The sequence below is a fragment of the Streptomyces sp. NPDC001156 genome (assembly GCF_053598275.1).
On sequence record NZ_JBSFJX010000005.1, the window covers coordinates 93,542 to 106,142 of the forward strand.

The following is a 12,601-nucleotide window of genomic DNA, read 5'->3' on the forward strand; positions in this document are numbered from 1 at the left end:
CAGTACGCCCGGCACCGGTGTCCTGTTCATGAACAGCGGCGAAACCCTGAACCGTACTTGCCTGCACATTCACCGCCGGTACTGATCACGTGCAGGTCTCGATTAGGCTGGTCAGGCTGTGCACAGCAGACGACCCAGAGGGGAAGCATGGCGGCGCGACACGAGGAGATCGCCGACGAACTGCGGCGGGCGATCGACCGCGAGGAGTACACGGTGGGCAGTCTGCTGCCCCCGGAGACGGACCTCGCGGCCCACTACGGCGTATCGCGCGGCACGGTCCGCCAGGCGATAGCGGCCCTGACGTCGGAGGGGCTCATCGGGTCCCGGCAGGGCGCCCGCCGGGTGGTGCTGGCCAGCAGGCGCAGCCAGAGCTTCGCGGAACTGCGCAGCTTCGCGCAGTGGGCGCGGGCGATGGGCCGCGAGGCGACCGGGCGGGTGGTGGCACAGGAGTACCGGCCGGCCTCCAAGGAGGACGCGGTACGCCTCCATCTGCCGGAAGGGACCCCGGTGTTGCACGTCCTGCGCGTCCGCGGTCTGGACGGCGAGCCGGTCCTGCTGGAGCGGACCGTGTACGCGGACTGGATCTCCCCGGCGGTCGAGTCCATCGAGCCCGAGTGCCCCTCCGTGACCCAGCGGCTGTTCGAGGAGACAGGCCTGGTCTTCGCCTATGGCGAGCACATCATCGACGCGGTCGCGGCCGGCGCCCAGGACGCGGAACTGCTCGGCGTCCGCCGCACCAGTCCGCTGCTGCGGGTCCGCCGCGTCACGACCACACGCGAGGGGCGCCCGGTGGAGTGGTCGGACGACCGCTACCGCTCGGACGCCGTGAGCTTCAGCGTGCACAACTCGATCGGCAACAACGCGCTGGCGCGCAAGACCGCCGAGTGACCGGCCGGGCGGTGGACGCTCAGCCGGAGGTCGCGGCCACGCAGAACTCGTTGCCCTCCGGGTCGGCCATCATCACGTGGTGTCCGTCGAACTCCCCGAGGATCCTTCCGCCCGCCTCCACCAGGCGCCCGGCTTCCGCCCTGATCCGCGCCCACCGCTCCTCGGGAGTGCCGTGCCCCGGGACGCGGACGTCGATGTGCAGGCGGTTCTTGGCGGTCTTGGGCTCGGGCACCTTGAGGATCGACAGCAGGGGGCCGACACCGTCGGGATCGCACAGCCACGCGCCGTCGTCCACGGAGTCGTCCACCGGCCGGTCGAACTGCGCGTGCCACTCCTCACGCGTCGCGAAGGGGGCGGGCGGCGGCTCGTCGATGTAGCCGAGTGCCGTCTTCCAGAACGCGGCGAGGAGCTGCGCGTCCGCGCAGTCGAGGGTCAGAGTGATTCTGGCTGCCATGGCCGTGACCGTACTCCGCGCCACTGACATCGGCAGTCACGGCCGGATTCGCGGTGGCCGTGGTTCCGTCACCGGCCGGCAGCCGGGCCGCCTCAGGTCGGCGACCCCGACGAGAACCGTCGCAGCAGCGGGGACAGCACGAGTACCGACTTGGTGCGCTCCACGAACGGCTCCCCGGCGATCCGCTCCAGCACGCGCTCGAAGTGGCGCATGTCGGAAGCGAAGACCTGGGCGATCGCGTCCGCCTCCCCGGTGACGGTGGAGGCGGCCACGACCTCCTGGTAGCGCTCAAGACCCCGCTGGATGGTCTCGGGCGAGGTGTTGCGACGGCAGTAGATCTCGACGAACCCCTCGGTCTCCCAGCCGAGCGCCCCCGGGTCGACCCGGACGGTGAACCCGGTGATGGCACCGGTCGCGCGCAGCCGGTCCACGCGCCGCTTGACGGCGGGTGCGGACAGGCCGACCAGTTGCCCGATGTCCGCGTAGGAGCGGCGGGCGTCCTCGGCGAGGGCGTGGACGATGCGTTCGTCGAGATCGTTCAGCAAGGCGGGTGGTTCACTTCTCTGCGGTGACTGCGGCCGGTGCGGGCTCCACGACTGCCAGCCGGGAGCGCCGGTGGCCGTACACGAAGTAGAACACGAGCCCGACGGCCATCCAGACACCGAAGACCACCCAGGTGACGGTCGAGAGGCTGCCCATCATCCAGACGCACAAGGCGAAGCCGAGCGCGGGCAGGATCGGGGACAGCGGGACCCGGAAGGTGCGCGGCATCTGCGGACGCGTCTGGCGCAGCACCACCACCGCGATGTTGACCAGCGCGAAGGCGAACAGCGTGCCGATGCTGGTGGCGTCGGCGAGCTGCCCGAGCGGGATGGCGGCGGCCAGGACGACCGACACGATCACGGTGTTGGCGCGGGGCGTGCCGGTCCGCGGGTGGACGCGCGAGAAGACCTTGGGCACCAGACCGTCCCGGGACATCGCGAAGAGGATGCGTGTCTGGCCGTACAGCACGGTCAGCACGACGCTCGCGATGGCGATGACCGCGCAGGCCGCGCAGGCCGCGCAGGCCGCGCAGGCCGCGCAGGCCGCGCAGGCCGCGCAGGCCGCGCAGGCCGCGAGGAGCGTGCCCCAGAAGGTCTGGCCCGTGACGCCCTTCATGATCTGGGCAAGGGCGGCCTCCGAGTCGTTGAACTGCCGCCAGGGCTTCGCGCCCACGGCGACGGCCGCGACGAGGACGTACAGCCCCGTGACGATGACGAGGGACAGCATGATCGCCCGCGGCGAGTCGCGCTGCGCGTTCTTCGCCTCCTCGCCGACCGTGGAGGCGGCGTCGAAGCCGATGTACGAGAAGAAGGGCGTGGCCGCGGCGGCGCTGACGCCGGCCATGCCGAGCGGCATGAAGTTCGCGTAGTTGCCCGAGCGGAAGCCCTGGATGCCGATCAGGCAGAACAGCAGCAGCGCGGCGATCTTCACAACGACCATGATCGTGTCGGCCCGGGCGGACTCCTTGGCGCCGCCGGGCGTAATGCAGCAACCTTGTGCACCGTCGCAAGATCATTGCGTTCATCGGAGCGTCGCGGAAATTTGTTGCGCAAGCCCTTTGCTGTTTTCGCCTGGCCACGAGAGCCCGCCGCTCAGCCCTCCTTGCACGCTCCGGCTACCGCTCGCGCCTCGGTTTCGTGCACCGCGTCGCAGCCCGTCCGTGCGGACCTTGCGCGGGCCGTCGCCCGGTCGTCGATCGAGCGGGTGCCGTCTGCTCGGCGGCGCCGGCCGCGCGTGCCCAACGGACCGGGCTCTTACGGCGGCGGCCCCGTCATCCCGGCCTGGGACAACAGGGCCGTCCAGCGCCTGACGGGTTGTCAGTTCCAGCTGGCGTGCAGCGGCTTGCCCTCCGCGTAGCCCGCCGCGCTCTGGATGCCCACCACCGCGCGCTCGGCGAACTCCTCCAGGGAGTTCGCGCCCGCGTACGTGCAGGACGAGCGGACGCCCGCGATGATCGAGTCGATCAGGTCCTCGACACCCGGACGGACCGGGTCGAGGAACATCCGGGAGGTGGAGATGCCCTCCTCGAACAGGGCCTTGCGGGCTCGGTCGTAGGCCGACTCCTCCGACGTACGGTTGCGCACCGCGCGCGCCGAGGCCATGCCGAACGACTCCTTGTAGAGGCGGCCCTCCGCGTCCTGCTGCAGGTCGCCGGGTGACTCGTAGGTGCCCGCGAACCACGAGCCGATCATCACGTTGGACGCCCCGGCGGCCAGCGCCATGGCGACGTCGCGCGGGTGCCGGACACCGCCGTCGGCCCACACGTGCTTGCCGTACTTCCTCGCCTCGGCCGCGCACTCCAGGACCGCCGAGAACTGCGGGCGGCCGACGCCCGTCATCATGCGCGTGGTGCACATGGCGCCGGGGCCCACACCGACCTTGACGATGTCCGCGCCCGCCTCGATCAGGTCGCGCACGCCCTCGGCGGCGACGACGTTGCCCGCGACGATCGGCACCTGCGGGTCCAGCCCCCGGACCGTCCTGATGGCACTGATCATGGACTCCTGGTGGCCGTGCGCGGTGTCGATGACGAGCGTGTCCACGCCCGCGTCGAGCAGCTGCTTGGCCTTGCCCGCGACGTCGCCGTTGATGCCCACGGCGGCGGCGATGCGCAGCTTGCCCGCGGCGTCCGTGGCCGGGGTGTACAGCGTGGCCCGCAGGGCGCCCTTGCGGGTGAGGATGCCGACAAGCCTGCCCTCCTCGTCGACGGCCGGGGCGTAGCGGCGGTTGGCGGTGTCGAGGGTGATGAAGGCCTCGCGCGGGTCGATGCTCGCGTCGAGGATCAGCAGGTCCTTCGACATGACCACTTCGAGCTGGGTGAAGCGGTCCACACCGGACAGGTCGGCGTCGGTGACCACGCCGATGGGCCGGTGGTCCTCGTCGACGACCACACCGGCGTTGTGGGCGCGCTTCGGCAGCAGCGCGAGGGCGTCGGCGACGGTCTGGTGGGGGGCCAGCACGATCGGGGTGTCCAGCACCAGGTGGCGGCTCTTGACCCAGGAGATGACCTCGGTGACCACGTCGATCGGGATGTCCTGCGGTACGACCACCAGACCTCCGCGACGGGCCACCGTCTCCGCCATGCGGCGGCCGGCGATGGCGGTCATGTTGGCCACGACGAGCGGGATGGTGGTGCCGGTGCCGTCGGGTGAGGCGAGGTCCACACCCTGGCGGGAACCGACCGCGGAGCGGCTCGGCACCATGAAGACGTCGTCGTAGGTCAGGTCGTACGCAGGCTGGATGTCATTGAGGAAACGCACGTGCTGCACATCCCAGTCGATCAAAGGCGGCCCCCGGGCAGGACAGCCAAGGGGAAGAGCACGTACTTCATTGTCCCATGCCGGGTGGAATGCGGTCCCCGGACAGATCATCCAGGCAGGTCAGCGCCGTCTTCGTGGGATCCTCCAAGGGCGAGCGCGATACGCAGTCCCGGCTCGCGGTCCACCGCCGAGGTGAACACCTGCTCGGCGATCTCCCAGTCCCCCGGCCGAGCCGTCGCGTAACCTCTCCAATCGGTGACGAGGATCAGCAGGCCCCTGTCGGCGGCGGCCTCCGGCCAGACCGACAGATCGGTGAGTGAGTCGGAGAGCGCGTCCCAGTTGCGCCCGAACCAGCCCGGCAGCTCCAGCGCGCGCACGACCTGCTCCATGAACGCGGCCTTGTCGGCGACCCCTTGGAGGTCCAGCGTCACGACGAGCGGGCCCGTCAGGTCCTCGGTCATCTCGGCACCGCCCGGAACGAGTTGCAGTGATCAGCAGGACGGACAGACAGACGGGCGGCCCTGGTGGCACACCAGGGACGCGGGACGCACTGCGTCCACACGGCCCGGATGCCGCCACGACCGCCCTCGTATGCCCGGTGGTCAGGCCCCGTCGGGGTCCATCCGGTTCAGGGCGGGCCTGGGCGTCGGCCCCGCCGTCATGAGAACATCCGCCGCCGACGTGTCCGTCACCAGGCTGGTGACGAGCCCGGACCGCAGGACCGCGTCGATCGCCGTCGCCTTGCGCTGCCCGCCCGCTATCGCGACGACCTCGGGGATACGGCGCAACTGGTCCGCCTTGACGGTGATGCAGCGTTCCCCGAGATCCCGTCCGACCCGGCGGCCCTCGGCGTCGAAGAGGTGCGCGGACATCTCGGCGGCGACACCCAGGGATGCGTAGTGCGCGCGCTCCTCCTCGGTGAGCATGTCGTGGACCGTCGAGATGCCCGGCTCCCAGGAGCCGATGGAGACGCAGGCGACCGTGACCTTGTCGAAGTACTCGAAGGCGCGGGCGATCCCCGTCTGGTTGCGCAGCGCCGCCGCGGTCGCCGCATCGGGCAGCAGCATCGGCGCATAGATCGGGTGGGCGTCACCACCGGAGACCTGCGCGGCCCGACGGACGGCCTCCACCGAGCCGCGCTCGGCGGTCCCGGCGTCGTACACGCCCGTCAACTGCACCACCGTGCAGGGCGGCAGGCGGTCGAGGGCCGCCGCCATGTGGATGGTGGAGCGGCCCCAGGCCAGACCGAGCACATCGCCCTCGGTCACCAGTTCGCCGAGCAGGTCGGCGGCCACCTCACCGAGGTTCTCGGGGTCGGGAGACTCCTCGGCGTCGGCCGGGGACTCCACCACCACGGCGTGCCTGAGGCCGTACCGGGCGCGCAGCGCGTCGGAGCGCTCCGCATCCAGCTCGGCCGGCATCCGGATCTCGATCCGCACGAGATCACGTTCGAGAGCGGTCTCCAGGACCCGGGCCACTTTGAAGCGGCTGACGCCGAACTCCTCCGCGATCTGGATCTTGGATTTGCCCTCGAGATAGAAGCGACGGGCCATGGCCGCCGCCTGCACCAGCTCAGCGGGTCCCATCCGCGTGGCTGACCGGCCCGCCGACATACCCGACACGGCCATCTCCTCACTGCTGTTCACACTCTGCATTCGCCGTTCATCCTTGCAGATCCGGCGTGCTTGATCAGCCCAGACGGACGGCGTTCAGGTTCCGTTGTCTCACTCGTCGCACGCCCAGGACGCACGGGCGGTCGCCCGCTCCGCCTGGGTGCGCAATGCACGTACCGCGGCAGCCGGGTCGGCCGCCCCGTAGACCGCCGAACCGGCCACGAAGACGTCCGCCCCCGCCTCCGCGCACTGTTCGATGGTGGAGGCCGAGACACCGCCGTCGACCTGCAGCCACAGCTCGAGACCGTGCTTGCTGATCAGCTCCCGGGTACGGCGGATCTTCGGCAGCATGATGTCCAGGAAGGCCTGACCGCCGAAGCCGGGCTCGACCGTCATGATCAACAGCATGTCCAGCTCGGGCAGCAGGTCCTCGTACGGCTCGATGGGGGTCGCGGGCTTGAGGGCCATGGAGGCCCGTGCGCCCTTGGCCCGGATCTCGCGGGCGAGCCGCACGGGCGCGGCGGCCGCCTCGACGTGGAAGGTGACCGAGCCGGCACCCGCCTCGACGTACTGCGGCGCCCACCGGTCGGCGTCCTCGATCATCAGGTGGCAGTCCAGCGGGGTGTCCGTCGCACGCGCCAGGGCCTCCACGATCGGCGCTCCGAGCGTGAGGTTCGGGACGAAGTGGTTGTCCATGACGTCGACGTGGAGCCAGTCGGCCCCCTCCACCGCCCGCGCCTCCTCGGCGAGGCGGGCGAAGTCGGCGGACAGGATGCTGGGGTTGATCTGCACGGCCATGACCCAAGACTGCCATGCCCAGGCCATGCGTGTTGACGTCGGTCCGCCCCGGGGCCCCGGGGGCCCGTTCTGGCGGGGCGCGGCTGCGGGAGGACGGCCGCGAGAGGCTGGTGCGCGGCGTGGAGCAGTTCCTGGCCCAAGCCGTCCTATCCCCGCTGGCAGGGCGCTCGCTCTGTGCGCGCGGGGGGCTGGGTCCGCGCCCGTCACCGTGCCGCCGAGGCTCGCGTTCTGCGGCTGGTCATTGTCCCACCTACGGCAGAGGCCCCTGGCTCCCTGCGGAAGGGGCCCCTGGCCGGCGGTGACGCCGGCCAGGGGCCCCTTTTTACGCGATGTGCCTAGCTCAGCCGTCGGACTCCGACGACGGGATGTAGGCGCCCGGTACGTCGTTCGGCGCGTACATCTTGCTCTCACCGGGGTACGGCTTGGTCCAGTTGTGCGTCTCGTACCACGTGAAGTGGTTCATCTGCGCGGGGTTCGCGTAGTCCGGCACGGCGTGGGGACCGGTCAGCCGCTGGTGCGACTTCCACGCGTTCCACTGCGCCGCGAGCGCCTGCTCCTTCGCCGGCACCTTCGCCGACGTCGGTGCGGGGGCCGCACTCGCGTCCTGCGGCGCGGGGGTGTCCAGGCCGCAGGAGGGCGGGGTGCTCAGGCCGAGGGTCAGCGAGGTCCGGTTGGGCAGCGCGGTGAACGGCGCGTTGTTCGGCGTCTTGGTGAACGCCGTGGCCATGGGGGTGGCCGCGCTGTCCTTCTGGTTCATCGGGTGGATCCCGAGGATCTGCTCGATGGTGCGGATCATCGTGATCTGCGAGTAGTAGCGGTTGTCGACAGCGCCGTGCTGCGCCCAGGGGCTGATGATCTGGATCGGGGCACGGTGGCCGTCGACGTGGTCGAGGCCGGCCTGGGAGTCGTCCTCGACGACGAAGATCGCCGAGTCCTTCCAGTACTTGCTGTGCGAGATCTTGTCGACCATCCGACCGACCGCGAGGTCGTTGTCCGCGACCTGCGCGGCCGAGTTCGCCGGACCACCGGTGTGGTCGTTGGACAGCCAGAACATGTTCAGGTTCGCAGGACCGTTCTGCGCGAAGTCCTGCTCCCAGATCTGCTCCTTGTAGATGTCCGGGACGCTGGTGTCGAACAGCGGGAAGCCGGGCACCGACACCTTGTTGAGCGAGGGGATCGCCGAGCCCGTCTTGATGGGGTAGGCGGTCTTCTGGCCGGTCGCCTGCATGTTCTTGGTGTCGCAGTACAGGTTCTGCCAGCTCGCGCCGGCCGGCTTGCTCTCGATCGACTGGAACTCGCCGTAGTCCTTGACGGACTTGCCGGCCGCCTGCGCCCCGGACCAGATGAAGCCGGACTTCTGGTGGCCGAGGGCATCGTCCTCGGTGTCGTAGCTGCGCGTGTACTCGCCGGCCGAGGACTCGGTGTACTCCGGGTCGTCGGCCTGCATCAGCCAGTTGTGGCCCTCGGCGGAGTTCGTGCCGATGTCGTACGTGTTGTCGTACAGGCCGAACTGCTCGGCCAGCGCGTGCTGGTTCGGCGTCACGTTCTCGCCGAACTGCGTCAGCGCCGAGTCGCCGTTACCCTGCGGCATGTCACCGAAGACTTGGTCGTAGGTCCGGTTCTCCTTGACGATCAGGAAGACGTGCTTGATCGTCGAGGGGTCGCCGAGCCGCTTCGGGACCGGCACCGCCTTCGCCTTGCTGCCCTTGGCCACCTTGACCGAGCCGTCGGTCCAGCCGTTCTGCTTGAAGACCTTGGCCGTCTCGGACCTGATGACGCTGTCGTCCGGCAGCGTGAACTGCGTCAGGCTCGACGTGGTGTCGTGGGTGCCGTGCCCGGCGCTGCTGGTGGGGCGACGGGCGTCTACGCCACGGGTGTTGGAGACGACCACGTTCTTGCCCACGGTGGTGATCTCCGCGGGGAAGTAGTCCGTCGGAAGCAGGCCGACGTAGCTGACCGGCTCCTGCGCGGACTTGTAGCGGTAGACCGCGACCGCGTTGGCTCGGCCGAGCGTCACCAGCAGGTGACCGTCGTCGGTGAGCGTCACCGCGTCGGGCTCGTAGCCCACCGAGGCCTCCGGCCACGGCTGGGTGGAGATGGTCTGGACGACCTTGTCCTTGCGGCTGTCGATGACCGACACACCGTTGGTGGCGGTGTTGGTGACGAACACAACGCCGTTCTTGGCGTACACTGCGGTCGGGTGCAGACCGACGTCGATGCTCGAGGCGGCCGCGGTCGGGTTCGCCAGGTCGATGACGCTGACGGTGCCGGTGGTGGTGGCACCGGTGTCCGGGTTGGCCGGCACCTGGGTGCCGTAGGAGTTGATCGTGGTGTCGCCGGCCTTCGCCGGACGGCCGCCCTCGTTGCTGACGTAGAGCTTGTTGCCGACCATGGCCATGCCGCGGGGGGCGTTGCCGACGGCCCAGCTCTGCTTGATGGCCCCGGTCGCCGCGTCGATGGCGACCACGCGGTTCTGGCCGTTGACCGCGGAGTACACGGTGGAGCCGTCCGCCGAGAACACCGCCGCACCCACCAGCGCGTGCTTGGAGCCGTCGGCCGGGATCGAGACCGCCGTCGGGTTGGCGAGGGTGCCGTCCGCGTTCACGGTGAACTTGGTGTAGCCGTCGCTCTGACCCAGCCACAGCTGATTGCCGTCGGGCGAGTACGTCGGGCCTTCCTGGCCGACCGCGCTGCTGCTGATGCGCAGGTTGTCGGCGGCGTTGGTGCCGACCTTCTGCTTCACCTCGCCGGTCTTGAGGTCCATGATGACCAGTGCCGCGTCACCGTCGGTGACCGCGGCCGCGAGGTGGGCGCCGTCCGGGCTGACCGAAGACGACATGATCTTGCCGTCGTTGATGACGGTGCGGTTGCCGTACGGCGCGATGTACTGGTCGCTGGAGATGACCTGGCCATCGGCGGTGGTCTGGCCGACCTGCTCGGTTCCGAACTGCTGCGTCTGCGCAACAGCGGTGCCCGTGACGGCGAGTACGACAGCGGTGCCCACCGATACCAGAGTGGTACGGCGGCCGACGCGTCTACCGAAAAGGCTGATCTGTGCCTTCTCGTTGATCCGACGCTGCCGTGTTACCTGCATGGAATTATCCCTTCAGGGTGGTGTGCAGCAGTTCGACGTTGCCGTCGAACTGCCACAACGGGTTCGGAGCGTCACCGGTCGAGGTCCGGACGAGGAAGTAGCCGTTCACTTCCTTCGGTCCGTCACCATCGGCCATGAAACGCCCGTCTGGGGTGACGTCGAGCTGGTAGATGGCCTGTCCCGCGGCCTCGACGCCAGGAAGATGCCAGGACACAACGCACCGCCAGTCATTGCCCGGCCCCTCAGGCACGACCCTGGTGCTCCCCTTGTCACACGCCGCCGTGGCCCGCAACTGCGCCTCTGTCACAGCGGGCCGGTTCAACTGGTCGGTCTGAAGGCGGTACAGGTGCGCGAACGCCGTCGCCACCGAGCGCTGCACCTTGTCCTGCTCGATCCCCGAGCCCGACGCCCCCGTCGTCGAAGCGAGCACGGCCACCGAGCAGGCCACCACCCCGACCAGTGGCAACACGCCGGCGACGAGGGCGCGGCGGCCCGAACCGTCATACGTCAGGTTGGTGAAGTCACGCCGCACGAACAGCACATACGCCAGCACGCTCGCCACCACGGCCCACACCAGACTGACCACGATGCCGATCCACAGCGCGCCCAACTGCTCCGGACTGGTGAACAGACCATTCCAGGAGATGAAGGCGTAGCTGGGCAGGGCCAGGCGCACGGACACGGGCAGCGGCATCATCTGGGCCAGCTGCATCGCCAACGCGACGACCGCGGGCAGCAGCAGCCCCATCGGGGACCGCCCCAACGCCACCGAGCCCAGGAGTCCGATCCCGACCAGGGCCAGCGTCGGGGCGAGGACGCACGCCCAGGCGAGGAAGACCCTGGCCGCGGTGTCCCCGGGGGTGAGCAGGTGGCCGTCCAGGCCGACCAGCGGCTGGTTGCCGACGGCCGCCAGGCCGCCGACCGCGCTGGAGCAGGCCAGCCCCGCCACCAGCAGCACAATGACGGTCAGGCTGGCCAGGGCCTTGGCCAGGAAGATCCGCCGCGGTGAGCGGACGGCGACCAGCAAGTGCCGCCAGGTGCCCAGCCGGTCCTCGGAGGCGAAGACGTCACCAGCGACCACCGAGGTCAGCAGCGGCAACGCCCACGTCCCCGCGAACCCCAGCATCACCAACGGCCCCGCCCACCCCGTCGCATGCATCCAGCGACCGAACAGGGTGTCGACCGGGAGGGTGCTCTGCTGGCTCACCGCGGCCACGAACAACGCCGGAGCGATCCAGCACGCCAGCACCAGGAACCGGATCCGCCACTGCGAGACCAGCTTGACCAGCTCGAAACGGTAGCCACGCGGCACCGACACCCGCCGGGCACCGGCAACGTTGTCGGCCACAAGGGTCGCGGTCATCGGTCGGCCTCCTGCGGCTCGGCCAGGGCAAGGAACGCCGCCTCCAGCGGCGAGACCACCGGGGCCAACTCACGCACCGCCACGCCCCCCTGCACCAGCGCCACCACCAACTCATCCAGAGCCGGCACCAGGGCCCGTACGACGAGGGCCTCGCTGTCACGCCGGGCCCCGGCGTCGGCGTCCGCCACGACATGGATGCCGGCCGTCTGCTCGGCCAGGCCGCGGGCGGCCTGCGCATCGGAGGTCACCAGCCGGTAGTCCAGTTCACGGTTCTCGGCGGCCAGCTTGCCCAACGGCCCGGAGAAGACCACCCGCCCGGTGGCGACCAGGGTCACCTCCGAACACAGCGCCTCGACATCGTCCATTCGGTGGCTGGAGAGCACGACGCTGGTGCCCTCCTTCGCCAGCCGCGTCAGCACACCGTGCACATGCTTCTTCCCGGCCGGGTCCAGGCCGTTGGACGGCTCGTCCAACACCAGCAATCGGGGCTTGGTCAGCAGGGCGGCGGCGAGCCCCAGCCGCTGGCGCATCCCGAGCGAGAAGCCACGGGCACGGTCGTCGGCGACATCGCTCAACCCGACCTCGGCCAGCACATCGTCGATCCCGGCGGTGCGTGCGTCCCGGCCCTGCAGCGCGGCCAGCGCGGCCAGGTTCTGACGGGCCGTCAACGACGGGTACAGGCCGGGCCCGTCCACAAAGCCCGCCACACCATCCGGAGCGGAAAGCGCCCGCCCCACCGGCGTGCCCAGGATCTCCAGCCGGCCACTGTCCGCGACCGCCAGACCGAGCAACAGACCCAGCAACGTCGTCTTACCGGCCCCGTTCGGACCGACCAGACCGTGGATCTGTCCCTGTGTCACATCCAAGTCGACACCGTCGAGGGCGACGACATCACCAAAGGCCTTGGTGATCCCGCGGGCCCGGACTGCGAGGAGTGTGTCCATGAGTCCCTTCCTTCGAAAGCACCATGGACATTAGGTGCGGCACACAACGTCTGGCATGGGCGCCCGGTTGAACGCTCATGGAACGCATCGTCAAGGCCTGGCAAGTTGTGTGGACAAGTGACCGGCTTCGAGCCGGGTTTGGACA

10 protein-coding genes and 1 pseudogene are annotated in these 12,601 nt (G+C 69.8%); 1 reads left to right on the plus strand and 10 read right to left on the minus strand.

Annotated elements, in window-relative coordinates:
• Positions 1–147 precede the first annotated feature (147 nt).
• On the plus strand, positions 148–888 hold the full coding sequence (locus tag ACWDA7_RS04490; RefSeq protein ID WP_450602715.1) for a GntR family transcriptional regulator: 741 nt from the start codon (positions 148–150) through the stop codon (positions 886–888).
• A 19-nt stretch (positions 889–907) separates the two neighbouring features.
• Here the strand turns inward: ACWDA7_RS04490 and ACWDA7_RS04495 are convergent, their stop codons facing one another.
• The 10 genes and pseudogenes from ACWDA7_RS04495 to ACWDA7_RS04540 form a co-directional block, all read right to left on the minus strand.
• Positions 908–1,342, minus strand: a complete 435-nt coding sequence (locus ACWDA7_RS04495) for a VOC family protein (RefSeq protein WP_450602716.1) — start codon at positions 1,340–1,342, stop codon at positions 908–910.
• Positions 1,343–1,434: 92 nt separating this feature from the next.
• Positions 1,435–1,887: an Lrp/AsnC family transcriptional regulator gene (locus tag ACWDA7_RS04500; protein ID WP_263228900.1), complete on the minus strand. Its 453-nt coding sequence runs from the start codon at positions 1,885–1,887 to the stop codon at positions 1,435–1,437.
• A 10-nt stretch (positions 1,888–1,897) separates the two neighbouring features.
• Positions 1,898–2,860 (minus strand): annotated as a pseudogene (locus ACWDA7_RS04505) (amino acid permease); the annotation flags it as partial.
• A gap of 341 nt (positions 2,861–3,201) precedes the next feature.
• A complete protein-coding gene (locus tag ACWDA7_RS04510; protein WP_450602717.1) occupies positions 3,202–4,644 on the minus strand; it encodes a GuaB1 family IMP dehydrogenase-related protein in 1,443 nt (480 codons plus the stop codon).
• Between the two features lie 107 nt (positions 4,645–4,751).
• Positions 4,752–5,105 (minus strand): barstar family protein, encoded by a 354-nt coding sequence (locus ACWDA7_RS04515; RefSeq protein WP_450602718.1) that lies wholly within the window; start codon positions 5,103–5,105, stop codon positions 4,752–4,754.
• 141 nt (positions 5,106–5,246) lie between these two features.
• On the minus strand, positions 5,247–6,290 hold the full coding sequence (locus ACWDA7_RS04520; RefSeq protein WP_450602791.1) for a sugar-binding transcriptional regulator: 1,044 nt from the start codon (positions 6,288–6,290) through the stop codon (positions 5,247–5,249).
• Between the two features lie 78 nt (positions 6,291–6,368).
• Positions 6,369–7,055 (minus strand): ribulose-phosphate 3-epimerase, encoded by a 687-nt coding sequence (gene rpe / locus ACWDA7_RS04525; RefSeq protein ID WP_450602719.1) that lies wholly within the window; start codon positions 7,053–7,055, stop codon positions 6,369–6,371.
• 340 nt (positions 7,056–7,395) lie between these two features.
• Positions 7,396–10,149: an alkaline phosphatase family protein gene (locus tag ACWDA7_RS04530; RefSeq protein ID WP_450602720.1), complete on the minus strand. Its 2,754-nt coding sequence runs from the start codon at positions 10,147–10,149 to the stop codon at positions 7,396–7,398.
• Positions 10,150–10,153: 4 nt separating this feature from the next.
• The gene (locus ACWDA7_RS04535) at positions 10,154–11,512 is read right to left on the minus strand and encodes an ABC transporter permease (RefSeq protein WP_450602721.1); all 1,359 of its coding nucleotides are present in this window, start codon (positions 11,510–11,512) and stop codon (positions 10,154–10,156) included.
• The gene (locus ACWDA7_RS04540; protein WP_450602722.1) at positions 11,509–12,456 is read right to left on the minus strand and encodes an ABC transporter ATP-binding protein; all 948 of its coding nucleotides are present in this window, start codon (positions 12,454–12,456) and stop codon (positions 11,509–11,511) included. The genes ACWDA7_RS04535 and ACWDA7_RS04540 overlap by 4 nt, the downstream gene beginning before the upstream one ends.
• Positions 12,457–12,601 lie beyond the last annotated feature (145 nt).

Excerpts from the sequence above, each read along its gene's own strand:
- ACWDA7_RS04490 (WP_450602715.1), top strand. The coding sequence starts at position 148 with ATGGCGGCGCGACACGAGGAGATCGCCGACGAACTGCGGCGGGCGATC.
- ACWDA7_RS04540 (WP_450602722.1), bottom strand. The coding sequence starts at position 12,456 with ATGGACACACTCCTCGCAGTCCGGGCCCGCGGGATCACCAAGGCCTTT.
- ACWDA7_RS04495 (WP_450602716.1), bottom strand. The coding sequence starts at position 1,342 with ATGGCAGCCAGAATCACTCTGACCCTCGACTGCGCGGACGCGCAGCTC.
- ACWDA7_RS04515 (WP_450602718.1), bottom strand. The coding sequence starts at position 5,105 with ATGACCGAGGACCTGACGGGCCCGCTCGTCGTGACGCTGGACCTCCAA.
- ACWDA7_RS04535 (WP_450602721.1), bottom strand. The coding sequence starts at position 11,512 with ATGACCGCGACCCTTGTGGCCGACAACGTTGCCGGTGCCCGGCGGGTG.
- rpe (WP_450602719.1), bottom strand. The coding sequence starts at position 7,055 with ATGGCCGTGCAGATCAACCCCAGCATCCTGTCCGCCGACTTCGCCCGC.
- ACWDA7_RS04530 (WP_450602720.1), bottom strand. The coding sequence starts at position 10,149 with ATGCAGGTAACACGGCAGCGTCGGATCAACGAGAAGGCACAGATCAGC.